The organism is Amycolatopsis sp. CA-126428, from assembly GCF_002904335.1.
Classification (GTDB): domain Bacteria; phylum Actinomycetota; class Actinomycetes; order Mycobacteriales; family Pseudonocardiaceae; genus Amycolatopsis.
The window spans coordinates 32022-57339 of record NZ_PPHF01000016.1 but is presented as its reverse complement, the minus strand read 5'-3'; the positions used below and the strand labels follow the sequence as shown (position 1 = coordinate 57339).

Sequence of the window (25318 nt, the reverse complement as noted above, 5' to 3'; positions counted from 1 at the left end):
GCAGCCATCGGAGGTGACCACCCGCGTGCCCGACGTCGACTACTACGAGGTGCTCGGCCTCCGCCGCGACGCCACGGCGGCCGACGTCAAGGCGGCCTACCGCCGGCTGGCCAAGACCATGCACCCGGACGGCGGCGGCACGGTCGGCACGTTCCGGCTGCTCCGCGAGGCCTACGACGTCCTGAGCGACCCGAAGGCCCGCGCCCGCTACGACTCCGGCGGCGCGACCGTGGTGCCGGTGCCGGTGCGGCCGCGTCCCCGGCGGCGGTTCGGCGACGAGCCCGGCTTCGTCCCCGACCTGCCCGAGCTGGACGCCGAGGACCTGAGCTGGTGGCACTTCGCCGGCGAGGACACCCGCATGCGGCACGGCCGCCGCCGCGAGCCGGGGCACGCACCGGTGGTCGTCGCGGTGGCCGGGATGGTGCTCGTGCTGCTGCCGCTGGTCACCGGCGTCGGGTTCAGCACGCCGGTGCTCATCGTCTGGCTGCTGCTCACCGCCGGCACGGCGTTGCTGGTCCAGCGGCTCGCGCGCGGGTACCTGCGGGACGCGAAGGCGCGCGAGGCGTTCGCCGAGGAGTTCGGCGGCCGCACGGTGTTCGGCGCGCCCGGCACCGAGCGCGACGAGCTGGCCGAGCGGCTCACCGCGGACCTGCTCGAGGGGTACCTGACCCGGCTGCCGGGCGCCCGCATCTTCCACGGGCTCGCCTGGCCGGGCTCGGTGTTCGCCGACGTCGACCACGCGGTGCTGTGCGGGAAGCGGCTGGTGCTGATCGAGTCGAAGCTGTGGCTGCCGGGCCACTACGAGACGGCGGAGGACGGCCGGCTGCTGCGCAACGGCCGCCCGTTCCGCGGCGGCGGCAGCCGGTTGACCGAGAGCCTGGCGGCCTACCGCGAGCTGCTCCCGGGGGTGGCGCTGCGCGGCGCGATGATCGTCTACCCGAGCCGCAGCGGCGACCTGACCACGGCGGATCCGGGCGAGCTGGCGGTCGCCCCGATGACACCGGAAGAGTTCCTGCACGAGATCGGCGAATGGCTGGCCGCCGATCCGTCCACAGTGGACCACGAGACGCTGCGGACGATGCGCGACCAGGTGGTCGGCGGCGGTCGGGCGGCATGAGCAGCCCCCGATTTCCACGCTACCGGAGGGCACCGACAGTTCCGGGGGCTTGGCGTGCTCGCCTTCGGCTTCACCCCGGCGACGGCGGCCCCGCGGCGTGAGTCCCGCCGCGACCCTCGGCACCGTCCTGCTGGCCTACCTCCCGGCCGCGATCACCCCCGGCCCCAACTTCGTCCTCATCGCGCACACCGCCGCCACCGGGACGCGCCGGGCGGCGGTGGCGATCGCGCTCGGGGTGGTCGCCGCGGGCGGGCTGCTGGCCGCGGTCGCCGTCTTCGGACTCGGTGGGGTGCTCGCCCGCACGCCGTGGTTGGCGACAGCCCTGCGCGTGGCGTGCGGCGGCTATCTGGCGTGGCTGGGTGTGCGGCTGTGGTGGCAGGCCCGCGGGTCCGGCGCGGTCCACGATCCCGGCAGCCGCGGCAGCCCCAGCGCGCCAGGCGGTCCCAGCGATCCCGTGGCGCCACCGCACCAGGACGAGGTGGCGCCCACCCCACCGAACCAGGAAAGTGCACCGGCCCGCCGCGGCAGTGCCTTCCGCCGCGGCGTCGTCAGCAACCTCACCAACCCCAAGGCCGCCGCGTTCTTCGGCAGCGTTCTCACCGCGACCCTGCCGCCCACCGAACCCGCCGCCGTGCGGGCCGCCGCCGTCGCTCTGATCGTCGCCGCCTCGGCCGGGTGGCACCTGAGTGTGGCCCTGCTGTTCTCCTCCCCCGTCACCCAGCGGTGGTACGCCCGCGCCGAACCGGCCCTCAACCGCGTCGTGGGCAGCGTTCTCGTCGTCCTGGGCCTCACCCTCGCCCTAACGCCGTGAAGGCCTCCCCGCGCGAGCGAGGAGGCCTTCACGAAACGAACCGAAACGACAACCGAACCGAACTACCGGACGCCGCCCGAAGCGCGCTGCTTCTGTGCGTGCGCGGAGCGGGTGCAGACCTCGCCGACGTCGACCGTCTGGCCGCGGTCGGCGAAGACGTCCGCCACGCCGACGAGCTTGCCGTTCGGGGCCGAGCAGGTCAGCTGGTAGGCCTCCTTCGTCCCGTAGGTCGGCGGGATCGGCGACGAGAACGACACGTCGCCGGCCCAGTCGTCGACCGCGGCCGGGTTGGTCTGGTCGTAGTTGACCACCACGGCCTTGTAGTCGCCCGCCGGCGGGTCGAACAGCACGGCGTGCTCGGACGTCGTGCCGCCGTTCGCCGACGAGCTGACCAGGTTGCCCGCCGAGTCGTAGATGTACAGGTCCCAGTCGGTCGTGGTGTTCGCCCAGTTGATGTTGACGCTGAACTTCCCGTTGTCGACCTTCGGCAGGCCGTCGACGTGGAAGGTGAACGAGTCACCCGCCGGGTCCACCGGGTAGTTCTGGTTGATCGGCGGCACCCCGGCCGGGTTGGTGACCGCGAAGCCCTGCTGCGCCGGGCCCTGCGGGTCGCGCCCGTACCGGCCGGCCACGTACGGCCGCGTCGACGGGTTGACCGACCACGCGAAGCGCCCGCCGGTGGCGGTGAACTTCGAGTTCAGGTCGTCGGTGATGTAGATCGGCGGCTTGGTGGAGCCGTCGGGCTGGATCACCGGCGACGTCGGCGTCTGGAACGTCTTGTGCAGCTTGAGCTGGTAGTTCTTCGGCGCCGAGCCGATCAGCGTCGAGTGCTGCTGCGGGTCGGCCGCGTTGCCCAGCATGTCCAGGAACGCCTGCCGGTTGCCGCCCTTGCCGGCGCCGGTCGCGGGGGCCAGGCCCTCGTACTCGGCCACGACGTTGTCGGCGTACGGGCCGTGGAAGCCGTTGCCGCCGACCTCGATGGTGAAGCCCCAGCCGCCGGTGGCCCAGTACGACCAGTCCTCGGTGGTGCCGGTCGTGTCGTAGAGCGCCCAGCTCGGCTCGCTCGTGTAGCCGTTGCGCGAGGCCAGCTTGTCGCCGAGGGCCTTGTACTGCGGCTCCTCCAGCGGCGGGCGGACGTCCGCCACGCCCGGCGGGCGCAGCACCAGCGCGGCCACGGTGTGCATCGTCAGCAGGTTCGTCACCTGGCGCGAGGACACGATGGAGCGCACGTTCCGCACCTCGGGCTCGCTGAACGGCGCGGACCCGCGGAAGGTGTCGCCGCTCCAGGCCACCTCGGCGCCGTTGCCGCCCCAGAAGCCGCCGTAGTTGCGGTTGGGGTCGGTGCCGCGCAGGCGGCCGCCCGGGTTCGCCTTGCAGACGCCGGTCGCGTACTGCGGCGGCGAGTCGTTGACGTTGCAGTTCTTGCGCTTCATCTCGTAGTCGAACCGGGTGAAGTCGCCCTTGGGCTCGGCCTCGCGGGAGATCTCGAAACCGTCCGGGTTGATGATCGGCACGACGATGTTGCGCGTCTTGCCCACCAGGGACCGGATGGCGGCGTCGTGCGCGTAGCCGTTGACCAGCTCGTACGCCCACTCCATCACGTGCTCGCCGGCCGGCCACTCCCGGGCGTGGTGCACGCCCATGGTGAAGTTCACCGGCTTGCCGTCGGTCAGGTTCTTGACGTCCGTGGCGATTTCGACGCCGACGACGTCCCGGCCTTCCCAGGTCGACTCCGGCATGGTGAACGCCGAAACCAGGTTCGGGTTCTTGCGCGCGAGTTCCTTCATCTCGAAGTTGTACTCGTAGAGGTGCCGGTAGCTCGTGCGCCCGGACGGCAGCGCCGAAGCGTCCGTCTTCGCGGCGTACAGGCGGTCGGTCTTCGCGTCCTGGACGGACTTGGCCGACAGGTCCGCCTCGATGACCTTCGACTTGAAGCCGCTGTCCTTCAGCGTTTTGCGGTCGGCGTCGCCGGCGAGGACGACCTCGACCCCGGTCGCGTCACCCTTCTCCGTGACGTCGAGGCCGAGCCCGGTCAGCTTGTTCTTGTCGGCGCGCGTCGGCGTCTCGACGCGGACGAGCTCCGCGCGCTGGGCCGCCGCGGCCGTACCGGTCGGCGTGCCCTGCGGTGTCAGCGCCAGGAAGTCGACACCCAGCTGGGCCTGGCCGGCCGAGCCGCCGTAACGGCAGCCCTGGACGACGAGTTCCTGCCCCTTCTTCACGAAGCTCTCGGCGAGTTCGTGGGTGCGCAACGCCGCCGAAGCGGCGACCACCGCGCCGGTGGCCTTGTCGAAGACGGCGACGTCCCAGTCACCCTCCGCGCCCTGCGCCGGCTTGAGCCGCGCCTGGACGAGACCGTCCACGGTGGACGTCAGCTCGCGGCGATCGGTGCCCGAGGTGCCCTTGGGCAGCACTTTCGCGAAGCACGAGCGGGCGACCGACTTGTCGGCGCGCAGGATGTTCTGCGCCGCGCCCGCGGTGCCGGACGGCAATACGACGAACGTTCCGGCCAGCGCGACGGCCGAAGCCAGCATCACCAGCCGTCTTGGTGAATTCCCCACAGGAAGCGACCTCCTTGACCGAGGCCGGCACGCACGGACGTACCGGTAGCGGAGGACCATAATGGAGGAAATCCGGCCGCGGACACCGCCGTAAGTCGTACAACGTTCAACGCGGCGGCGCCTTTCACCGGGAGCTCAACCCCTGGTCGGCTACTGTGCGTCCATGGTCACCGTCCCTGCGCGACGATTGTCGGCCGCGGTCTCGCTGACGGGTATCGCGGCCATGGTGCTCGGCGCCGGCCTGGTGCTGCTGCTGCAGGTCATCCCGCCCACCGACCGGATCAGCGTCACCCGCCGCACGATCAGCGAATACGGGTTGTCCGATCACAAGTGGGTCTTCGACCTCGCGGTGATCCTGGTCGCCCTCGGTTCGGCGGCCGGCCTGGCGGTTCTGCGCGGCCAGCGGCGGCTCCCGGTGCCCGCGGCCATCCTGGGAACACTGTGGACAGTCGGGCTGCTGGTCATCGTGGCGTTCCCCAAGCCGGACTGGGCGACGGTCTCCCGCGCGGACTTCGGCGGCACGCTGCACCGGATCGCCAGCGTGGTGGCGTTCGTGGCGCTGCCGCTGGCGGTCCTGGTCGCGGCGCGCACGGCGTTCCCGGCGGCGCCGTTCCGCCGTTGGTCGGCGCGTGTGCTGGCGATCGTGTCGCTGGGCTGGTTCGCGGTGATCCTGGGCGCGGTGGTGGTCGCCGCGGCGGAAGGCGGCCGCTGGTGGACGCTCATCCCGCTGGGCCTGGTGGAACGCGGGATGGCGCTGACGGAACTGCTCGCGCTGGGGGTGCTCCTGGCGCCGGTCGGGCAGAGGTCCGGACAATCGCGATGACCCCGCGCGCGGGCGGCAATAACCTACACTGTAGGCACGCCGACCGAAGGGGGAAGCCGTGCTCGAAGGAGCCCTGGCCCGCGCGAAACCCGTCGTCCGCTGGGGCCTCGGCCACGCGCTCCCCCGGACCGTGCTGCGCCGCGAGGCCCGGCGCGGGGACCTCCAGGGGCGGATGGTGGTCGCCGCGGCCGACGGCCGCGACCTGACCGGCCTGTTCGAGGAGATCCGCGACACCGGCCCCCTCGCCCGCACCCGCTTCGGCTGGATGACCACCACGCACGCCGCGGTCCGGGAGGTGTTCGCCAGCGAGGACTTCCGCGTCGGCATCATCGGCTCGGACGGCTCGGCGCTCGGCCGCCTGGTCGAGTGGTCGGCCGGCGAGCACCTGCACCCGGTGCGGCCGCCGTCGCTGCTGGCCGTCAACCCGCCCGAGCACACCCGCTACCGCAAGCTGGTCACCGGCGTGTTCACCGTGCGCGCGGTCGAGCAGCTGCGCGGGCGGGTGCAGGAGATCGCGGACGGCCTGCTCGACGGGCTGGACCCCGGCGCCCCGCTCGACCTCGTCGAGTCCTACTGCGGCCTGCTGCCGGTGACGGTCATCAGCGAGATCCTCGGCGTGCCGCCGTCCGACCTCGGCAAGGTGCTGTCCTTGGGCGCGGCGGCGGCGCCCAGCCTCGACCTCGGGCTCGGCTGGCGGACGTTCCGCCACGTCGAAACGGCGCTGGCCGAGTTCGACACCTGGCTCGGCGAGCACCTCGCCCACCTGCGCCGGAATCCCGGGAAAGACCTGTTCAGCAAGCTCGTCGCGGCCCGTGACGACGGTGTCGGCCTCACCGAGACGGAGCTGAAGTCCACCGCGGGCCTGGTGCTGGCGGCCGGCTTCGAGACGACCGTCAACCTGCTCGGCAGCGGCATCGCGCTGCTCGCGGGCGACCCCGGGCAGCTCGCCGTGCTGCGCGAACGGCCGGAGCTGTGGGGCAACGCCGTCGAGGAGGTGCTGCGGTACGACCCGCCGGTCCTGCTGACCGGCCGGCTGGCCACCCGCGCGACCGAGGTCGCCGGGGTGCCGCTGCCCCGCGGGGCGCTGGTCACGACTGTGCTGGCGGGCGCCAACCGCGACCCCGGCGTGTTCACCGATCCGGCCGTCTTCGACGTCACCCGGGCCGGCGCGCGCGACCACGTGTCGTTCGGCGCCGGCCGCCACCACTGCCTGGGTGCGTCGCTGGCGCGCATGGAAGGCGAGATCGGCCTGCGCACGATCTTCGACCGGTTCCCCGGCCTGCGCGTGCTGCCCGGCGGCCGCCGGCGGACGACGCGCATCCTGCGGGGCTACGAGAACCTGCCCGCGGTGCTCGCCCCGTGACCGGCCGGCGTGGCCGGCCACCGAAGGGTGTCTTGACGCGCGAACGGATCCTGCTCGCCGGGCTCGCCCTGGTCGACGAAGCGGGCTTGGCCGAGGTGAGCATGCGCAAGCTGGCGCACCGGCTCGGCGTCGACCCGATGAGCCTGTACAACCACGTCGACGGCAAGGACGCGCTGCTGGACGGGATCGCCGAGCTCCTGCTCGCCACCATCCCCGCGCCGCCACCGGATGCGGACCTGCGGGGGACGATGTCGGCGCTGGCGCACGGCTTCCGGGCCGCGATGCTCGATCACCCGCGGGCGGCGCCGCTCGTGCTGACCCGCCGGCTCGCGTCGATGACGGCGCTGGCCCCGGTGGAGGCGGTGCTCGGCCCGCTGCTCGCGGCGGGCTACCCGCCGGACCGCGCGGTGCACGGGCTGCGGGCCGTGCTGGCGTTCCTCACCGGCACGCTGATGCGCGAGGTCGAGGCCGCGCCGACGTTCGGCGGCAGCGTCCAGCGGCTCGCGGACCTTTCGGCGTCCGGGCTGCCCGCGGTGTCCGTGGCCGCGCCCTACCTGGCGGTGTGCGACCACGAAGCGGAGTTCGAATTCGGGCTGCGGATCATGCTCGACGCCCTGGGCGAGCCCTAGCGGATCCGTTCGTGCAGAGCGGCCATCCGGCTGTCGAGGTCGGCGGCCGTCCGGGCCGCCGCCGCGAGCTCGCCCGCGAAGTCCGGCGGGACGCTGTCGCGGTACTTGTAGGAGAGCTTGTGCTCCACCGCCGCCCAGAAGTCCATGGCGATGGTGCGCAGCTGCACCTCGACCTTGACCTTTTCCACCCGGTCGGACAGGAAGACCGGGATGCGGACGATGAGGTGCAGGCTGCGGTAGCCGTTCGCCTTCGGGCGGGTGATGTAGTCCTTGGTGCGCAGCAGTTCGACGTCGTCCTGCGCGGTGAGCATGCGCGCGACCTCGTAGACGTCGGAAACGAACGGGCAGACGACGCGAATGCCGGCGATGTCGTCGAGCGCGGCGGCGGCGGAGACCCAGTCGCCGCCCAGGCCGCGGCGGCGCACCTTTTCTTTGATGGCTTCGGGCCGCTTCACCCGGCTCGTGATGTGCTCGATCGGGTCGTGCTGGTGGACGAAGTCGAACTCCTCGCTGAGGATCCGCAGCTTCGTCATCAGCTCTTCGATGGCGAACTTGTACATCAGCAGGAATCGCGGGAGCTGCCCGGCGACGGCGAGCTCGTCGGCCGCCTCGCGCAGGTCCTCGGCCGCCGGGTCGGTGGTCACTGAAGCCTCGTGCTGTCGTCGGACGTTTTCCGAGCGCCAGAGTACTGCGCTCCGTCCGGTCAACGACTGGCGACGGGCCGGAGTTCCCGCCGGTCACCGGTTCGGGTGTTTCGCAGGAGGTGGTTTTCGCCGGTCGGGGTGCTTCGCGGGTCCGGGCCCGGACCGGGGCGCGTGAGGCCGCCGGTCCGGGTCCGGTGCTGCTCAACGTCCCGCGGGCGCCTTCCCGGCCGCGGTCACCGCGGCGGCGACGCATTTGACCGCGGCCGCGCCGGCGGCAGCGGCCTTTTCGTCGGCCTTGGTGCCGGCCTTGTCGTTCTTGGCCTTCTGCTTTTCCTGGGCCTTCTGGTCCTGGGCCTTCTGGTCCTGAGCCTTCTGGTTCTCGGCCTTCTGGCTCTCTTCGGCGGCCATCCCCTGCTGCTGCGCGGCGGCAGCGGGATCGGCGGCCTGGCCGACGCAGGTCAGGATGCCCGCGCAGTCCTGCGCGGAGAGCACGATCCGGCCGGCATCCTGCTGCTCACCGGCCATGCCGTTCTGCTTCGCCGCATCCTTCTGACCGGCGGCTTCCTTCTTGGCGGCCTTGCCGTCGGCGCCGTTTTCCGCCGCCATGCCGTTCTGGTCGGCCGCGCCGTTTTCCGCCGCCATGCCGTTCTCATCGGCCGCGCCCTGCTGAGCGGCCATCCCGTTCTGATCGGCCATGCCATTCTGGCCGGCCATGCCGTTCTGATCGGCCATACCATTCTGGGCAGCCATGCCGTTGTGATCCGCCATGCCGTTCTGGGCGGCTGCGCCGTTTTCCTCGGCCTTGCCGTTCTGGTTCGCCATGGCGTTGGCATCGGCCGCACCGGCGGCCTGGGCCAGGCACTTCTGGACCACCTCACAGGCCTGGACGGCAGCAGCATCCTGCTCAGCGGCCTTCTGCCCGGCCATGCCGTTCTCGTCGGCCTTCTTGCCCGCGCCCTTCTTACCGGCCGCCGCGCCCTTCTGTGCCGCCATGCCGTTCTGGTCGGCCATGCCGTTTCCGGCCGCCATGCCGTTCTCGTCGGCGGCGCCGTTCTCCGCCGCCACCCCGTTCTCGTCGGCGGTACCGTTGCCCGCCGCCATCCCGTTCTCGTCAGCGGCACCGTTGCCCGCCGCCATGCCCTTGTGCTGGGCCTTGCCGCTTCCGGCGGCCGCCTTGTCCTGACCGGCCGCCTTGTTCCCGGCCGCCTTGTCCGCGGCTTCCGCCATCGCGTTCTCGCCGGCCGCCGCGATGGCCGCGCACTGGGCCGCCACTTCGTTCGCCGCCACCTGGTTTGCGCAGCCCGCCGCCTTGCGCTGCTGGCCGAGCCGGTCGGCCGCCGCCTGGCTGTCCGCGATTCGGGCCTTCGACCGGGCGTCCGGGGCCGTGCGCTGGCTCGCGATGTACGTCAGGTTGTTCTGCAACGCCGTGTCCAGGCCGCTGCACTGCTCCGTCGCCGCGTTGCTCGCCGGGCTGGTCAACGCGATCGCCGCCGCCGTTGCGCCGGCTACGCCCACCAGTGCCGCTAGTCCGATCGTCGCGGGTTTGCGGTGTCGTCCTGTCGTGCGCACGTGGGGCATCAGCCCCTCCTCTCGGGTCGCCACCTCACCAGGGCACACGAACAAAACGGCGGAGCGGTTCACCGGGAGTTCAACTGTCCACTATGGACAAAACGCGAGCAGCGTGAGTGTGTTACCGTGTCCGCACCATGAAACCTGGGGAGGGTTCATGATCGGCAAGTTCAAGAACGCCCGCAGCGAAGAGCGATATCTGGCCGCGTACGACGAAATAGCCGTACGCTGGCCCGTTCCGGTGCGGGACCTGGACATCGGCACGCGTTATGGCCCGACCCGCGTCCGGGCGAGCGGCGCGGCCGGGCCACCGCTCGTGCTGCTGCCGGGCCTCATGGGAACGTCGCTGTCCTGGTACCCGCACGTCGCCGAGCTGGCCGAGCGGCACCGCGTCTTCGCCGTCGACACCCTCGGCGAACCGGGGCGCTCGCGGCAGACGCGGCCGATGCCCACCGCCGCGGAGTGCGCGGACTGGCTGGCCGACGTCCTCGATGGGCTCGGGCCCGGAAAGTTCCTGCTGGCCGGGGTTTCGCGGGGCGGGTGGCTTGCGCTCACCCTGGCCGCCCGCGCCCCCGGCCGGATCGCCGGCGTGGTCGCCATCGAGCCGCCCGGCTTCGCGCCGATCGGCCGGCGCTTCTTCTTCTGGAGCGCACGGGAGGTCGCGACCTGGTTCGACCCCCGCCCCCGCGCGGCGGTGCGGCGCACCCTCCGGCCGCTGCTGTTCGGCGGCCTGAAGTACCGCGCGCACCACCCGCCGGAGTACCTGTTCACCGACGACCAGCTGCGCGCGGTGACCGTCCCCGTCCGGCTGGTGCTGGGCGAGCGCAGCGTGATCCACTCCGCGCGCGAGGTCGAACAGCGGGTGAAAGCGCTCAACCCGCTGTTCGACGTCGAAATCGTGCCGCGCGCGACGCACGCCCTGCCGCTGCAGCGGCCGGACCTGGTCACCGCGCGGATCCTGACCGGCTAGCCGAGTTCCGCCAGCTTCGGCACCGCCGGGGCCATGCCCTCGATCCACGCGGCGGGCGAACCCGATGTCGGGGTGACGATCGCCCTCTGCACGCCGAGTTTCGCGTAGCCCTCCATCGAGCGGACGAACTCGTCGCGGGTTTCCGGCGTCGGGCGCGGGTTGTTGGCCAGGATCGTCTTGCGGATCGTGTCGTAGTCACGCCCGACGTCGTCGCAGTGGCGGCGCAGCACGTCGAGCTTGTGCGCGACGTCTTCGGGCGAGGAGCCGAAGAGGTTGCACGCGTCGCCGTACTGGGCGACCAGCCGCAGCGTCTTGCGTTCCCCGCCGCCGCCGACGAGGACCTTCGGGCGGTGGATCGGCTGCGGCGAGCACAGCGTCTCGGCCAGCTGGTAGTACTTGCCCTCGAACGGGCCGTTGTCCGCCGGGTCCCACATCTGCCCGCAGATGCGCAGCGTCTCCTCCAGCCGCTCGAACCGTTCGGCGATCGGCGGGAACGGCACGCCCATCCCCCGGTGCTCGCGCTCGTACCAGGCCGCCCCGATGCCGAGGACGGCCCGGCCGCCCGAGAGGACGTCGAGCGTGGTGACGATCTTCGCCAGCAGCCCGGGGTGCCGGTAGGTCACGCCGGTGACCAGCAGGCCGAGGTCGATCCGGGACGTGTGCGCGGCGAGGTAGCCGAGGGTGGTGTAGCCCTCCAGCATGTTCGACTCGGCGGGCAGGCCGGTCGGCTCGATCTGGAAGTAGTGGTCCATGAAGGACAGCCAGGTCGCCCCCGCTTCCTCCGCCGCGGTGCCCACGCGGGCGAGCTCGCCGGCGATGGCGGACGTCCCGCCGTCGATGTCGAAGATGGGCAGGTGGAAGCCGAGTTCCATGAAACGCGCTCCTGTGGTGGTCGGTGTGGGCCCCACGCTAGGACCTGGAGTGCGCTCCAGCGCAACCCTCAACCCACGGCCGCGGCGAGGAACTCCGCGACCGCGCGTTCGGAGACCGCACCCTCGGTCACCGGCACCCCCGCCGCGCGCAGGCGGGCGGCGAACTCGGCCGCGTTCCGGCCGCCGTTGCCGAGCAGGAACGGCGGGGCGCCCGGGCCGGCGTAGGTCAGCGGGCTCGCCGCGCGCAGCGCCGCCGGCGAGCGGCCCAGCGCCATGAGCACCGACGCGCGGGTGAGCGGATCCAGGCCGGTGAGGTCGAACGCGGCCGAGGCCGACAGGGCCGCCACCGCGCGGACCGTGCTGTCCTGGCCGCGGTACTGCCCGGTGTCCTGACCACGCGCGACGCCGAGCAGCGACGCCAGGGTGCCGCCCGTGCCGGTGCCCGCCACCGCGATCCGGGCCGGGTCGACGGCCAGTGCGGCGGCGTTGGCCTTGAGGAACCGGACCGCGCACCGGGCGTCGGCGAGCGCGGCCGGCCAGGGCGCCGCGGGCGCCAGCCGGAAGTCGATCACGGCGACCGCGAACCCGCGGGCCGTCAGCTCGTCCCGCAGCGGCCCGAACCGGGAGCCGGCGAGCAGCGCCCCGGGGCCGGTGGGCTTGCGGTTGCCCAGGACCAGCCCGCCGCCGTGCAGGAAGAGCACCACCGGGGCCGGCGGGCCGCCCGCACTCCGCCGGTAGACGTCCATCGCCAGCGGGACCCCGTCCGGGCGGCAGTATTCGACCGTGCCCGGGCCGGCGTCGAGCAGCGTCGAAGGGGCAGGCCCGGTACTGCTGTCGGCGGCCGCGACGGCGCCCGCCACGCCGGTCGCGAGCACCGCCACGAGCACCGGGAACAGCGCCACCCAGGCCGTCGCCCGCCGCGCCGCGGACGGCCACGGGTGCGCCCGCCGCCGGGCCACGAAGAGGAACCCCAGCACGGCGATGACCTGCAGCCCCGCGGCCACGTAATCGGTGAAGCCGGCGACCGTGTCGGCCGGCTGCCAGGGGTCGAACCGCGTCAGCAGCCCGAGTGGACGGCTGACCACCCACAGGGCCAGCGCTCCGGACGCCGCGAGCGCGCCGAAGTGGGCGGTCTTGCGGGTCGGCCGGCCCAGTGCGGCCACGGCGGCGGCGATCCCGACGGCGGCCACCGCGCCGAACAGCATCGCGTACAGCTGCCAGACCCGCCACAGCGCGGGCAGCGCGGCCGCCGGGATCACCGCACCGCCGAGAGCCGCGAACACGGCCGTGACCAGCAGCGGACCGCGCCGCAGCGTGGCCGGTGCGGTCGTCGGCGAGCGGTACTCCCCGCGCTGCCCGCCGACGACCTTCATGCCGCCAGTGTCACCCTGGTCGCGCGAACGCGCACCTACTTGCGGGCCGCCGTGTAGTTCCGGAACAGCAGGTAGGTGTCGAGGATGTCGGACGACGCGCTCTGGACCGACCGGTAGATCCCCCACTTGGGGCGGACGTAGTCGCCCTGGTCGGGGATGTTCACGTTGCTCATGCTGCCCTGCGCGGCGACCGGCGCGCCGGACCCGGTGCCGTTGCGGATGACGCAGCCCGCCTTGCCCTTCGAGCCCGGCGTGAACGTCCACTCGATGGTGATCCACTTGTCCCGCAGCGGCGACAGGTCGGTGGCCGCGATGCTCGGCGAACCCGAGTTGGCGTACGCGCGGGCGTTGAGCATTTCCTTGCTGCCGCTGCGGGTCAGGTCGAGCGTCACCCACGGGCCGCCGTTGGTCGAGGGCGTCTTCGTCTGGAAGATGTGGGTGAACTTGCTGGTGCCGTGCAGGGACGCGGGGATGTACATCTCGTAGGAGAGGGTCCACGTCTCGCCGTTGTGCATCTTCAGCGTGGTGCCGTTCTGCACCATGCCTTTGGTCTCGGTGCGCTGGCGGTCGCCGCCGCCGGTGGTGTCGCGGTCGTCCTTCCAGATGTTGAAGCGGTAGTGGTCACCCTCGACGACGACGTACTTGCGGTCGGGGTGGTGGTTGCCGCGGTCGGCCTCGATGCCTTCGAAGGCCTTCAGGCCGTCGGTGGCGGGGTCCGGGTGCCACAGCGGGGCCGCGTGCGCGGGGAGGGCCGTGCCCAGGATGAGCGGGACGGCGAGAGCCGAGACGGCGAGCGAGCGCAGCGCCGTCCGGCGGGGGAATTCGGGCATCGTCGGTGTGTCCTTCCTGACCAGGAGTTCGGCAGGGGTGCACATCGGTCGGCGGACGGGCCCGGAAACCGGGCTGGACATCCGATGTCTTGCGCTATGAAGCTAGAAGAGACAGCGCTTTCTGTCAACGTCTCCCCAGTTGCCGCCCGGGTTCGCCAGGAATTCATCAGATCGCTATCGGGTCGGCTCGGCCCGGCGGGGTGCTCGCCGGGCACGGGCACCGAGTGATCCTCCCGGGTCGGTGACCGGCCCGGAACCGACGGCGATGGTGGAGTTCCTGGCTCAGGCGTAGCAGTCGGCCAGGGCGCCGAACGCCGCCTTCGGTTCCCAGGGCACGTCCGGGTACGTCTCGCCGGTCCCGTTCTCCAGCACCTTCACCACGCCCCAGCTCGCCATGTCCAGGTCGGTCCGGGGATCGGCCCGGTGCACCAGCCCGTAGCACACGAACGTGCAGGCGAACGCCGCGTCGACACCCTCCGCCGCGAAGATCTCCACCAGTTCGCGCAGGTACCGGGCCTGCTCCTGTTCGTCCCGGACGTAGTCGCCCTTCAGCCGGACCGGGACGTCGCCTTCGTACTCGAGGATTTCGCCGCACCGGGCCCCCAGGTCGGCCGCGCCCCGGTACGGCGTCACGCCGAACTCCGTGATCGCCACCGGCTTGCCGGCCGCGACCAGGCTCCGGACGCCCTCGCGGTAGAGGTGCTCGACCTCCTTCGAGCGGTGCGCGTCCACCGACACGATGTCGAACGGCGCCCAATCGACGCGCTCCAAGGGAATCGCCGCGTACGTGACACGGCCGCCGAACCGGGCCCGGACCGCTTCGGCCGCGCGGGCCAGGAACGCATTCACCCGGTCCGGCAGCCCGACGAGCAGTTCCCGCGAGGCCAGCACGTTTTCCAGGCGCTCGGTGAGGCTGTCGCCCGGCAGGAAGCCGTGGCAGAACAGGCTCAGCTCGGCACCGGTGACGAACACGATCGCGGCGCCCGCCTCGCGGAGGCGTTCGGCCCGGGCCGCACCGTCGGCGAGGAGGCCCAGGACCTCGTCCGGGGTGCGGTCCCACGGGAACGGCGAAAACCACACCTCCAGCCCCAGCGCGGCCGCCTCGCGAGCGGCGAACTCGATCCGGTCCAGGTCGGTGCCGATCAGCCGCACCGCGGTGCAGTGCAGGTCGTCGCGGATGATCGTCAGCTCCCGCCGCACGAGGTCCGGCTCGAACGGCCGGTTGAACCGCCCGGCCAGCTCCAAGCCGGTGTCGTAGCCGATGCCTTTGGCCCGCATGCTCACTCCCGTCGTTAGGGTACGGACCGTACCGTACCCTAATAGGCTAGGCTGACGCTCGTGGCCGCACCGAAGTCCCGGCGCCGGGGTACCGAACTGGAAGAGGCGATCCTGCGCGCGGCGGCGGCCGAACTCGCCGAATCCGGCTACCCCGGCCTGACCATGGAAGGCGTCGCCCAGCGCGCCGGCACCAACAAGAACGCGATCTACCGCCGCTGGCCGAACCGCGCCGCGCTCGGCGTCGCCGCCTACCGCCACCTGGCCGAGGAAACGCTCAAGCCGCCCGACACCGGCGACCTCCGCGAAGACGCGCTGACCCTGTTGCGGGCGATCAACTGCGGCCAGACCTCACCGGCCGCGCGCGCCCTCCGGGGCCTCCTCACCGGCGTGGGCGACGAACCGGAACTGCGCGAACAGCTGCACGAACAGGCCGCCGAAGGGGGCGCCGCCGCCTGGGTCACGCTCGTGGGCTGCGCGGTGGCCCGGGGCGAGGCCCGGCCGGGCGCGCTGCACCCGCGCGTCGCCACCGTAGCACTTGTCCTGCTGCGCAACGAATACCTCACCCGCGGACTGACCACAGTGGACGACGACGTGCTCGTCGAGATCATCGACGAGGTCTACCTGCCGCTGGTGCGCGCATGAGGCCCCGGCTCGCTCGCCACGAGAAGATCGCCGCCGCCCTGACGGAAGCCGGCGACGACGTCCTCGCCGCGGCCCGCCCGCTCGGTACCGGCATCGGCGGGTCGTCCTGGCTGCTGCGGGCCGGCGGCGAACCCGTGTTCGTCAAGCGGGTCCCGCTCACCGACGTCGAACTGGCGAACCCGCGCTCGACGGCCGACCTCTACGGGCTTCCGCCGTGGTCGCACTACGGGGTCGGCTCCGCGGGCGGCGGGGCCTGGCGCGAACTGGAAGCGCACCTCATGACGACCGCATGGGTCCTCGGCGGGGAATGTGCGAACTTCCCGCTCCTGCACCACTGGCGGGTCGGGCCCGGCCTGCCCCGACCGCGGGCCGACATCGAGGCCGACGTCGCGTTCTGGCACGGCGACCCCGGCGTGCGACGAAGGCTGGAAGCGCTTACCGGCGCCACCACCGACCTCGTGCTGTTCCTCGAGTACCTGCCGCACAGCCTGGCGGAATGGCCGGGCGACGACCTGCCGCTCGAGGAAGAGCTGCGGCACATCACCGGATTCCTGGCCTCGCGCGGCGTCCAGCACTTCGACGCGCACTTCGCCAACATTGTCACCGACGGCGAACGGCTCCACCTCACGGACTTCGGCCTGACCGTGGCCCCGGAGTTCGACCTTTCGGACGCCGAAGCGGAGTTCCTCGCCGAGCACGACGGCCACGACCGGGCCTACGTGCTGACCCACCTGGTCAACCGGCACGTCCGCGGGCTGCGCGCGTGGCCGGATGCCCGCACCCGCAACGACTTCGTCCGCGCGTGCGCCGCCGGGGAAGTGCCGCACCAGGCTTCGCTGCTCCAGCGGTACGCCCCGCTGGCCGCGATCGTCAACGACTTCTACTTCGCGCTCCACACCGAGAGCCGGAAGACGCCGTATCCACGGACGGCGATCGCCGAACAGCTGGGGCAGCAGCCGTCCGGCTCTTGACCACCGGACCACACCGACCTAGAGTCAGCGTACCCCGGAGCATGTTAACGTTAACATGCTCTGGTCCCCGACGTGCCCCGAAGGAACCGACAACGATGAAGTTGTTCTCCCCGCGCCGTTTCGGCGTCGTGCTGGCCGTCGCGGCCGCACTCGTCCCCCTCGGCAGCGCCGGCGCCGGCGCGACGCCGTCCCCCGGCACCGGCACCGGCGTCCGCGCCGCCGCGAGCACGCTTTCCGTGCCCGACCTCGACGACGTCCGCGGCAATCTCACGCTGCCGGCGAGCGGCCCGGACGGCACGAGCGTCACCTGGACGTCGTCCGCGCCGTCGGTGATCACGCCGACCGGTGAGGTCACCCGGCCGGCGACCGGGGCGGCCCCCGCGAAGGTCGTCCTGACCGCGAAGGTCAGCCAAGGCCGCGAGAGCTCCACACGGCGGTTCACCGCCACCGTGGTCCCCAAGCCGGCCCCGCAACCGCTGGCGGGCTACAGCTTCTTCTACTTCACCGGCGAAGGCTCCTCCAACGGCGAGCAGATCTACTCCGCGCTCAGCAAGGGCAACGACCCGCTGAACTGGAGCGAGCTCAACAACGGCCAGCCGGTGCTCAAGTCGAGCCTCGGCGAGCTGGGCGTGCGCGACCCGTTCATCCTGCGCTCCCCCGACGGCGACAAGTTCTACCTGCTCGCCACCGACCTGCGGATCTACGCCGGCCGTGGCTGGGACGCCGCCCAGCGCACCGGCAGCCGGTCGATCATGGTCTGGGAGTCGACCGACCTGGCGCACTGGTCGCGCCAGCGCAGCGTCCAGGTGTCCCCGCCGACCGCGGGCAACACGTGGGCCCCGGAAGCCTTCTGGGACGTTAAACGCGGGACGTACGTCGTCTACTGGGCGTCGAAGCTCTACGCGGAAAACGACCCGAACCACACCGGGGACACCTACAACCGGATGCTGTACGCGACCACGCGCGACTTCCGCACCTTCAGCGCGCCGCAGGTGTGGATCGACCCGGGCTACTCGGTGATCGACTCGACGGTCATCAAGAACCAGGACACCTACTACCGGTTCACCAAGGACGAGCGCAACAACACCTCCTCGACGCCGTGCAGCAAGTTCATCACCGAGGAGAAGGCCACCGACCTGCTCGACCCGCACTACGGCTTCGTCGCCGACTGCCTCGGCAAGGCCACCGCGACCAGCCCCGGCCTGTCCGCGGGTGAAGGGCCGACCGGGTTCAAGTCCAACACCGAGAACAAGTGGTACCTGTTCATCGACGAGTTCGGCGGCCGCGGCTACGTCCCGTTCGAGACCACCGACCTGAATTCGGGCCAGTGGACGATGTCGGCCGGCGCGCACCTGCCCGCTTCGCCGCGCCACGGCACCGTCCTGCCGGTCACCCAGGCCGAGATGGACCGGCTGAGTGCTCCCCCGGCACCGGTGAAGGCCGACGCGAAGGGCTTGGTCGCGCACTGGCCGCTCGACGCGAAGTCGGGCACGGTCGCGACCGACACCACCGGGCACGGGTACGACGGCGCCCTCGCCGGTGACGTCTCCTGGGCCGGCGGCGCGCTGGCCTTCGGCGGCAAGAACGGCCACGTGCAGCTGCCGGACAACCTGCTCACCGGCGCCGCCGCGGCGACCGTGTCGGCCGACGTCCTGGTCGACCCGAACCAGCAGACGCCGTACTTCCTGTGGGGCCTGGGCAACACGGCGAAGGACGGCACCGGCAACGGCTACCTCTTCACCACCGGCGGGACGGCGAGCGGTGGCTTCCGCGGCGCCATCGCGACCGGCAACTGGACCACCGAGCAGGGGGCGGACTCCGGCGGCGGGCTGCCGCGAGGGGTGTGGAAGAACGTGACGCTAACCATCGGCAACGGCGTCGAGGTGCTCTACCTGGACGGCGTCGAAGTGGGCCGCAACGCGAACGCCACCATCAAGCCGTCGGACCTCGGCGGCGGCGTCACGGCGGCGAACTACCTCGGCCGCTCGGTGTACGCCGGCGACAAGACCTTCACCGGCAAGATGAAGGACGTGCGGCTCTACAACCGGGCGCTGTCCGGGCTCGACGTCGCCACGCTCCCGTCGAACAGCACCGCGATCCGCTCGGTGCAGCTCGACGCGCTCAAGACGCCGGCCGTCATCGACGCCGGCGCCGGGACGGTCGTGCTGCCGGTCAAGCCCGGCACCGACCTGCGCCGGCTCGCGCCGAAGTTCGAGCTGGCGCCGGGCGCGACCATCAAGCCGGACAAGCCGGTCGACCTCGGCTCGCCGAAGCAGTTCACGGTGACCGGCGCCGGCGGCGAGCGTCGCGTGTGGACGGTCGAGGCGCACGAGGTGCACAGCCCCGTCCTGCCCGGCTTCAACGCCGACCCGAACATCGTCGCGTTCGGCGACACCTACTACCTCTACCCGACCACCGACGGGTTCGACGGCTGGAGCGGGACGAAGTTCTCGGCGTGGTCGTCGAAGAACCTCGTCGACTGGAAGGACGAGGGCGTCATCCTCGACCTGGGCAAGGACGTCAGCTGGGCCGACAAGAACGCCTGGGCGCCGACGATCGCGAAGCGCGGCGGGAAGTACTACTTCTACTTCTGCGCCGAGGCCAAGATCGGCGTCGCGGTGAGCGACTCGCCGACCGGCCCGTTCGTCGACTCCGGCAAGCCGCTGATCGCCAAGAACCCCGACGGCGGCCAGGCGATCGACCCGGCGGTGTTCCTCGACCACACCGGAAAGCCGTACCTGTACTGGGGCAACGGCAACGCCTACGTCGTCCCGCTGAACGACGACATGGTGTCCTACGACCCGGCGAAGATCACCCGGCTGGACGGCCTGGCCGACTTCCGCGAGGGGCTGTTCATGGTGGAGCGGAAGGGCACGTACTACCTCAGCTGGTCCATCGACGACACCCGCAGCCCGGACTACCGCGTCGGCTACGCCACGGCGCCGAGCCCGGCCGGGCCGTTCACCAACCGCGGCGTGCTCCTGAGCAAGGACGCCCACCTGGGTGTCCTCGGCACCGGGCACAGCTCGATGCTGCAGGTCCCGGGCACCGACGACTGGTACCTCGCGTACCACCGCTTCGGCATCCCGGGCGGCGACGGCACCCACCGCGAGACGACGATCGACAAGCTGACGTTCCGCCGCGACGGCACGATCGCCCCGGTCGTCCCGACGCTGGAAAGCGTGCGGCCGCAGCGGATCCCGTGGCACTGCGGAGCGGTCCGGGCAAGCTGACACCCGATGCGGTGAGACGGAGATCACGAGTGCGGGCGTTTACCCCGGCCTGCCCGGGGTAAACGTCCACCGTTCGGGTTGCTTCAGCTGTTTCCGCCTCGGGAGTCATTTGATGACCAGCGTCTTGACCGACCACCTCGGGAACACGCGTCCGGTCCCCCGGCCGCGCCCTCGGCCGGTCACGTCCGACACGCTCGCGGAGCTCGCCCGCCTCGCCTCCTTGGCCGAGCTCGCCCGGCGCTCGTCGCCGTCGCTCATGCACCACGCGATCCTCGCCGGCACGTCCCCCGCCACGGTGGCGGCGGCCGCGCAGGTCGACGTCGCCCAAGCGCACATCCGCTGGCACGAATGGGCCGACACGGCGGTCGGCCGCGACGAGTACCTCCGGGTGCACACCGCGTTCGCCGACGCCCTGGAGGAGGACCTGTGCCCGTGACGACGGAGGAAACGACCCTGGCCGACCTGGCCGCGCTCGGCGACGCGGCCACCGAGCTGCTGGCCGAGCTCACCGAGCAGCTGGCGACCGTGGCTTCCCGGCGCTGAGGCGCCCCCTCAGCCGGCCAGTTCGGGCAGGGCCAGGGTGTGGTTCGTGTGCCGGACCTTGGCGTCGAGGTACCGCAGGTTGTCCGGGGTGGCGTGGACGCCGGTGGGCACCGTCCCGGCGACCGTGACGCCCCGCTCGCGCAGCTGCCGGACCTTGTCGGGGTTGTTGGTGAGCAGGTCCACCTCGGTGCGGCCCAGCGTGGCGAGCATCTGGGCCGCCGCGGTGTAGTCGCGGGCGTCCTCGGGCAGGCCCAGCGCGGTGTTCGCCTGGTAGGTGTCGAGCCCGGCGTCCTGCAGGGCGTAGGCGTCCAGCTTGGCGTAGAAACCGATGCCCCGGCCCTCCTGACGCAGGTAGAGCAGGACCCCGCCGGCCGCGTCGATCCGTTCCACCGCCTCGCGCAGCTGCGGCCCGCAGTCACAGCGGGCGGACCCGAACACGTCGCCGGTCAGACACTCCGAGTGCAGGCGCACCAGCGGCCGGACCGGGTCGCCGAAGACCAGGGCGAGGTGCTCGGCGCCGTCCGCCAAGCCGTCGAAGGTGACGACGTCGGCCGAAGCGGAGAAGCCGTCGGCGAAGCGCAGCGGGACCCGCACGCGGGTGCGGACGGTGGCGGCGGGGATCATGGTGACTCCAGGTTGCTCGTTCAAATTTGAACTCTGAGCCGACCGTACCCCTTGAGTTCGAATTTGAACAACAGGTACCGTTGTGACATGGGTCGTCCACGGTGGCTGAACGCCGAGGAGAAGCGCGCCTGGAACGCGTTCCTCGGCACCTACGAGCTGCTCAACCGGCGGCTGGACCAGCAGCTCAAGCAGGATTCCGGAATCTCCCACCTCCAGTACGTGATCCTCGCTCGGCTCAGCGCGGCCCCCGACCGCGAACTGCGGATGGCCGAGCTCGCCTGCGCGGTCTCGAACTCCAAGAGCGGGCTCACCTACCAGATCGGCCAGCTGGAACGGGCCGGCCTGGTGCGCCGCCGCGCGTGCGAAAGCGATCCGCGGGCGGTCTACGCCGTGCTCACCGACGACGGCATGACCTTGCTCGAGCAGGCCGCGCCCGGACACGTCGGGCTGGTCCGCGAACTGCTGATCGACGTCCTCACCCCGGATCAGCTGCACGCGCTGGCCGACGGCTTGAGCGAGGCGAACCGCCGCATGCTCGCGGCCGGAGAGGCCGCCGACGGCTGCCCCTGAGTGACCTGCGTCACTTCCTTCGCTGATCCCCGCCGATTCCGGAACCCGGCGCACGCCGCCTGAGAACAGCTCATGACACTGGCTGGATCGAAAGGCGGGCGATGACCCCGGAAGACACCGATGCCGACGACGACGCGAGCGTGATCGCGCGGTCGCGGCACGAGCCGAGCCTGTTCGCGGTCATCTTCGACCGCCACTCGCGGCACATCCACCGCTACGTGGCCCGGCCCCTCGGCCCGGCGACCGCCGACGACGTCCTGGCCGACACGTTCCTGATCGCCTTCGACAAGCGGGCGAAGTTCGACCCGGCCCGGTCCGACGCCCGGCCGTGGCTCTACGGCATCGCCACGAACCTCATTTCCCGGCAGCGGCGGGCGGAAGTGCGCGAGCTGAAGCTCCGGCTGGCCGTCGGACCGCCGGCCGCCGACGAAGGGCACGCCGACCGGGTCGCCGACCAGGTCACCGCGCAGGCCCTCGCCACGCGGCTCGACCGGGCCCTGGCCGCCCTGCGTCCCCGCGAGCGGGACGTCCTGCTGCTCGTCGCCGCGGAAGGCCTGGCCTACCAGGACGTCGCCGATGCACTCGGCATTCCCGTCGGCACCGTCAAATCCCGCCTCAACCGGGCTCGCGGCCGCGTCCGCGCCGAGCTCGGCGCCTTCGACCTCGTGAAGGAGACCTCGGGTCATGGATGAACTGGACCTGATCCGCACCCGCGCGGAAACCGTCGGCTTCGCGCCGGCGGAGCACCTCGCGCCGGCCCGCGAGCGGCTGCTGGCCGCCGCGCGCGGCGAGCGGCGGCACCGGCCGCGCCGCTGGTTCTGGCTCGCCGGCGCCTCGATCGGCCTGGCCGCGGCGATCACCGCCGTCGTCGCCCTGACCCCCGCCGACCAGGTCGGCGTCGGGGCGGGCGTGGCGCACGCCGACCCGGTCAAGGTGCTGACCGCAGCGGCGAACACCGCGCTGAAGGAGCCGGCCAAGCCACCCCGGCCCGACCAGTTCCTGTACGTGAAGACCGAATACACCATTCCCCCCAACCGCGAGGTCTGGCTCTCGGTCGACGGCACCCGTGACAGCCTGATCGGCAGCATCAAGGAAGGGGGCTGCCGCAACGGCAAGGCGCCGATGTACGGCACGAACGACCCCCGCTTCGAGGGGACGCTCGAGGACTGCACACCCAGGTCGGTCTACCGGACGGACCTGCCGACGACGGCCGACGCGATGCTGGCCTACCTCTACGGCAAGGAGGAGGATCGCGTAGGCCGGGCCGGCTACATCGGCAAGGCCGTCTACGGCCTCGCCTACGAGCAGGTCCTCCAGCCGGCGTCCTACGCGGCGCTGTTCGAGGCGGCGGCCAGGGTGCCGGGCCTGAAGGCCCTGGACCACGTCACCGACGGCGCCGGCCGCCCGGGCGTCGGGATCGAATTCCCGGTGTCCCCCGGTTCGGGCCCCAAAGCGAAGCCGATCGTGCTGGTCTTCGACGCCACCACGTACCAGTTCCTGGGTACGACCGACAGCGCGGTGACGGTGAAGACCTACGTCGACGAGGTGGGCCAGCGCCCCTGACCGCCCGGCCCGCCGGGACTCGCACCGGGTCCCGGCGGGCCGTCCGTTACGACGACGTGCCGTAACGGATCGATTAGGCTCTTCCCATGGCGCCGGCACGCGAGACGAACCCGGAAGCGCCGCGGCCGGGCGGGCGTCCCCGCGACGCCGCGCTCGACGAAGCGATCATCCTGGCCACCCGCGAGCGCCTCGTCCGCGACGGCTACTCCCTCATGACCATCGGCGACATCGCGACGGACGCGGGAGTCAGCCGTCCGACGCTGTACCGGCGGTGGCGCACCAAGTTCGACCTCGTCGTCGACGCGCTCGACTACGGTTTCCGCAAGCAGCGCGACTCCTACACCGTCGACCTGACCGGAATGGCCCCGCGCGAGGCGTTCACCGAAGCCGTCCGGCGGCTCGATCCCGCGTACTTCAACCCGGACGCGATGGTGCTCATGGGCAACTTCGCCGGCGAAGCGATCCGCACACCGGAGCTGCTCGGGATCCTCCGGGAGCACGCCGTCGAACCGCGGGTCACGCTCGTCGAAAACATGCTGACCCGGCTGCAGGAGAGCGGCGAGGTCGCCGGCGACATCGACAAGCACACCATCGCGACGCTGTGCTTCGGCAGCTACTTCGCCGCCTTCTACCGCGGCGAGAGCCGGGACGAAATCCCCGAAGCGGTCGTCTCGGTGCTGTGGCCGGCGATCGCGGCGAAGAAGCCGGCCCGCCGCCGACGCGCCTGACCGGCGCGGATGCAAGTACCGCCCGGTTCTCGCAACCATTCCGGGCTCCCACCCGTGCATTGAAGTGTGAGGACCTCTTCGGATCGACGACGGCAGTTCCGGGCACGAGCGGTGGCGGTCGCGGTGCTGACCGGCGCCGGCCTCGCGTTCGCCCACGCCGCGACCGGGGTGACGGTCGCGGGCCCGATCCTGGCCGCGGCGGCCGGCGGGCACAGCCTGCCCGACACCGCGGCCGTGGCTCCGGTCCCGGCGCCGGCGCCCACGTCCGCCCGGCCGGCACCGAACCCGACCCTGCCGTTCAACGCGAAGCTGACGTCCGACGACATCCCCGTCCCAGGCGGCGGGGTGCGCAACGGCGCCTGCAGCGGGGCGCTGGTCGCGCCGCAGTGGATCGTCACCGCCGGGCACTGCTTCCACGACCTGAAGGACGCCCGGATCGGCGGGCGGCCGCCGTACACCATGACCGTCACCGTCGGCCGGCTGAAGGACACCGATCCCGGCGGGTACACGACCGAGGTCGTCGACGTCCGGCAGTCGCCGGTGAACGACCTGGCGGTGGCCAAGCTCGGCCGCCCGATCGACGACATCGTCCCGGTGGCGCTGGCCACGAGCCGGCCGTCGGTGGGGAAGCAGCTCGAGTTCGCCGGGTGGGGTTCGCTCTCGGCGACCGTGCTGGGCCCGTCCGATCACCTCAAACGCGGGCGGTTCACGGTGTCGGGCATCGGCCAGGCCACCCTGGAGGCCCAGCCGGTCGGCAAGCGCACGGTCGAAAACGGCCCGTGCCCCGAGGACTCGGGCGGCCCGTTCTTCGTGTCGGACGACGACCGCACCGGGACGCTGGTGGCCATCGTCAACACCGGGCCGCCGTGCCCGCAGCCCGGTGCCGAGACGATCGCCCGGGTGGACGTCGTGACGGACTGGATCCGCGAACAAACGGGCTGACCCTGGCGGTCAGCGCTCCCGCAGCGCGGCCAGTTCCTCGGTGATCAGCAGGTCCGGGTCGAACTTCATGCCGGCGAAGTGGCCCGCCAGCTCGAGGGACAGCACCCCGTGCAGGCGGATCCAGAAGGACAGCGCGCGGTGCAGGGCGGCGGCCGGCGCGGGGTGGCCGCCCGCCCACTCGCGGTGGGTCTCGAGGTGCGCGTCGAACGGCGTCGGCGGCTCGCCCGCCGGCTCTTCGCCCGGCTCGTCGGCGCAGGCTTCGATCAGCACCGCCATGACCTCGAACGAGATCGCCGTGGTGTCGCCCGGCGCGTGGTAGCCGGGCACGGGCGTGCCGTAGATCAGGAAGTACCGCTGCGGATCGCCGCGCGCCCAGTCGCGGATGGTGTCCGCCAGCCCGGGCAGGCCGGCCCCGGCGTCGCGGGCGGCCCGGACGGTGTCGGCGAGGCTGCGGTAGGCGTCCCGGATCAGGGCGGTGATCAGCTCGTCCCGGCTCGCGAAGTACCGGTACAGCGCGGGCCCGCTCATGCCCAGCTGCTTCGCGATCGCGTTGAGCGACAGCGCGGGCACCCCGGCCGCGGCGATCTGCTCCCACGCGTGGCGCTTGATCTCCTCGCGCACCTGGGCTCGATAACGCTCTCGCGGGCTCTCGCTGATCACCGTTA

Annotated in this window: 24 protein-coding genes; 15 read left to right on the top strand and 9 right to left on the bottom strand. The window is 72.0% G+C overall.

Annotated elements, in window-relative coordinates; translation table 11 throughout:
* Positions 1 to 25: 25 nt before the first annotated feature.
* Entirely contained in the window at positions 26 to 1117 is a 1092-nt protein-coding gene (locus C2L58_RS03670; RefSeq protein WP_103335973.1) for a J domain-containing protein, read from the top strand.
* Between the two features lie 97 nt (positions 1118 to 1214).
* Complete coding sequence (locus C2L58_RS03665) at positions 1215 to 1928, top strand: LysE family translocator (protein ID WP_103335825.1); 714 nt, start codon at positions 1215 to 1217, stop codon at positions 1926 to 1928.
* A gap of 62 nt (positions 1929 to 1990) precedes the next feature.
* Here the strand turns inward: C2L58_RS03665 and C2L58_RS03660 are convergent, their stop codons facing one another.
* Positions 1991 to 4459, bottom strand: a complete 2469-nt coding sequence (locus C2L58_RS03660) for a M14 family zinc carboxypeptidase (protein WP_199191087.1) — start codon at positions 4457 to 4459, stop codon at positions 1991 to 1993.
* 190 nt (positions 4460 to 4649) lie between these two features.
* Here C2L58_RS03660 and C2L58_RS03655 point away from each other — a divergent pair, with 190 nt between their 5' ends.
* Genes C2L58_RS03655 through C2L58_RS03645 form a run of 3 tightly spaced genes read left to right on the top strand, consistent with a single transcriptional unit; the run spans position 4650 to position 7301 of the window.
* Positions 4650 to 5309, top strand: coding sequence for a DUF998 domain-containing protein (locus C2L58_RS03655; RefSeq protein ID WP_233225531.1), 660 nt, complete (start codon positions 4650 to 4652; stop codon positions 5307 to 5309).
* Positions 5310 to 5367: 58 nt separating this feature from the next.
* Positions 5368 to 6672: a cytochrome P450 gene (locus C2L58_RS03650; protein ID WP_103335820.1), complete on the top strand. Its 1305-nt coding sequence runs from the start codon at positions 5368 to 5370 to the stop codon at positions 6670 to 6672.
* A gap of 32 nt (positions 6673 to 6704) precedes the next feature.
* On the top strand, positions 6705 to 7301 hold the full coding sequence (locus C2L58_RS03645) for a TetR/AcrR family transcriptional regulator C-terminal domain-containing protein (protein ID WP_103335819.1): 597 nt from the start codon (positions 6705 to 6707) through the stop codon (positions 7299 to 7301).
* Here C2L58_RS03645 and C2L58_RS03640 read toward each other — a convergent pair.
* Positions 7298 to 7945, bottom strand: coding sequence for a GTP pyrophosphokinase (locus tag C2L58_RS03640; RefSeq protein ID WP_103335817.1), 648 nt, complete (start codon positions 7943 to 7945; stop codon positions 7298 to 7300). The two genes, C2L58_RS03645 and C2L58_RS03640, sit on opposite strands and share 4 nt — an antisense overlap.
* 201 nt (positions 7946 to 8146) lie before the next feature.
* Complete coding sequence (locus tag C2L58_RS03635) at positions 8147 to 9523, bottom strand: hypothetical protein (protein WP_103335816.1); 1377 nt, start codon at positions 9521 to 9523, stop codon at positions 8147 to 8149.
* A gap of 148 nt (positions 9524 to 9671) precedes the next feature.
* On the opposite strand from C2L58_RS03635, the gene C2L58_RS03630 reads away from it, so the two are divergent.
* The gene (locus C2L58_RS03630) at positions 9672 to 10484 is read left to right on the top strand and encodes an alpha/beta fold hydrolase (protein ID WP_103335814.1); all 813 of its coding nucleotides are present in this window, start codon (positions 9672 to 9674) and stop codon (positions 10482 to 10484) included.
* Here the strand turns inward: C2L58_RS03630 and C2L58_RS03625 are convergent.
* From C2L58_RS03625 to C2L58_RS03610, 4 genes are all read right to left on the bottom strand, one after another.
* Positions 10481 to 11356, bottom strand: coding sequence for an LLM class F420-dependent oxidoreductase (locus tag C2L58_RS03625; protein WP_103335813.1), 876 nt, complete (start codon positions 11354 to 11356; stop codon positions 10481 to 10483). The two genes, C2L58_RS03630 and C2L58_RS03625, sit on opposite strands and share 4 nt — an antisense overlap.
* Before the next feature lie 68 nt (positions 11357 to 11424).
* The gene (locus tag C2L58_RS03620) at positions 11425 to 12729 is read right to left on the bottom strand and encodes an alpha/beta hydrolase (RefSeq protein WP_103335811.1); all 1305 of its coding nucleotides are present in this window, start codon (positions 12727 to 12729) and stop codon (positions 11425 to 11427) included.
* Positions 12730 to 12764: 35 nt separating this feature from the next.
* Positions 12765 to 13559: a hypothetical protein gene (locus C2L58_RS03615; RefSeq protein ID WP_103335810.1), complete on the bottom strand. Its 795-nt coding sequence runs from the start codon at positions 13557 to 13559 to the stop codon at positions 12765 to 12767.
* A gap of 282 nt (positions 13560 to 13841) precedes the next feature.
* Positions 13842 to 14837 carry a hypothetical protein gene (locus C2L58_RS03610; protein WP_103335808.1) on the bottom strand — a complete coding sequence of 332 codons (996 nt, stop codon included), beginning with the start codon at positions 14835 to 14837 and terminating at the stop codon, positions 13842 to 13844.
* Positions 14838 to 14897: 60 nt separating this feature from the next.
* On the opposite strand from C2L58_RS03610, the gene C2L58_RS03605 reads away from it, so the two are divergent.
* From C2L58_RS03605 to C2L58_RS03590, 4 genes are all read left to right on the top strand, one after another.
* Positions 14898 to 15479: a TetR/AcrR family transcriptional regulator gene (locus tag C2L58_RS03605; protein WP_103335806.1), complete on the top strand. Its 582-nt coding sequence runs from the start codon at positions 14898 to 14900 to the stop codon at positions 15477 to 15479.
* On the top strand, positions 15476 to 16450 hold the full coding sequence (locus tag C2L58_RS03600; protein WP_103335804.1) for a hypothetical protein: 975 nt from the start codon (positions 15476 to 15478) through the stop codon (positions 16448 to 16450). The genes C2L58_RS03605 and C2L58_RS03600 overlap by 4 nt, the downstream gene beginning before the upstream one ends.
* A gap of 95 nt (positions 16451 to 16545) precedes the next feature.
* Positions 16546 to 19683 carry a family 43 glycosylhydrolase gene (locus tag C2L58_RS03595; RefSeq protein WP_103335802.1) on the top strand — a complete coding sequence of 1046 codons (3138 nt, stop codon included), beginning with the start codon at positions 16546 to 16548 and terminating at the stop codon, positions 19681 to 19683.
* Between the two features lie 112 nt (positions 19684 to 19795).
* On the top strand, positions 19796 to 20119 hold the full coding sequence (locus C2L58_RS03590) for a hypothetical protein (protein WP_103335800.1): 324 nt from the start codon (positions 19796 to 19798) through the stop codon (positions 20117 to 20119).
* Positions 20120 to 20235: 116 nt separating this feature from the next.
* Here C2L58_RS03590 and C2L58_RS03585 read toward each other — a convergent pair whose 3' ends face one another.
* On the bottom strand, positions 20236 to 20850 hold the full coding sequence (locus C2L58_RS03585; protein ID WP_103335799.1) for a GTP cyclohydrolase II: 615 nt from the start codon (positions 20848 to 20850) through the stop codon (positions 20236 to 20238).
* 87 nt (positions 20851 to 20937) lie between these two features.
* On the opposite strand from C2L58_RS03585, the gene C2L58_RS03580 reads away from it, so the two are divergent.
* The 5 genes from C2L58_RS03580 (at position 20938) to C2L58_RS03560 (ending at position 24653) form a co-directional block, all read left to right on the top strand.
* On the top strand, positions 20938 to 21420 hold the full coding sequence (locus C2L58_RS03580; RefSeq protein WP_103335797.1) for a MarR family winged helix-turn-helix transcriptional regulator: 483 nt from the start codon (positions 20938 to 20940) through the stop codon (positions 21418 to 21420).
* A gap of 101 nt (positions 21421 to 21521) precedes the next feature.
* Positions 21522 to 22112 carry an RNA polymerase sigma factor gene (locus tag C2L58_RS03575; RefSeq protein WP_103335796.1) on the top strand — a complete coding sequence of 197 codons (591 nt, stop codon included), beginning with the start codon at positions 21522 to 21524 and terminating at the stop codon, positions 22110 to 22112.
* Positions 22105 to 22983: a CU044_5270 family protein gene (locus tag C2L58_RS03570; RefSeq protein ID WP_103335794.1), complete on the top strand. Its 879-nt coding sequence runs from the start codon at positions 22105 to 22107 to the stop codon at positions 22981 to 22983. The genes C2L58_RS03575 and C2L58_RS03570 overlap by 8 nt, the downstream gene beginning before the upstream one ends.
* Before the next feature lie 86 nt (positions 22984 to 23069).
* A complete protein-coding gene (locus tag C2L58_RS03565) occupies positions 23070 to 23711 on the top strand; it encodes a TetR/AcrR family transcriptional regulator (protein WP_103335793.1) in 642 nt (213 codons plus the stop codon).
* A 66-nt stretch (positions 23712 to 23777) separates the two neighbouring features.
* Complete coding sequence (locus C2L58_RS03560; protein ID WP_233225530.1) at positions 23778 to 24653, top strand: S1 family peptidase; 876 nt, start codon at positions 23778 to 23780, stop codon at positions 24651 to 24653.
* Positions 24654 to 24662: 9 nt separating this feature from the next.
* Here the strand turns inward: C2L58_RS03560 and C2L58_RS03555 are convergent, their stop codons facing one another.
* On the bottom strand, positions 24663 to 25313 hold the full coding sequence (locus tag C2L58_RS03555) for a TetR/AcrR family transcriptional regulator (protein ID WP_103335789.1): 651 nt from the start codon (positions 25311 to 25313) through the stop codon (positions 24663 to 24665).
* Positions 25314 to 25318 lie beyond the last annotated feature (5 nt).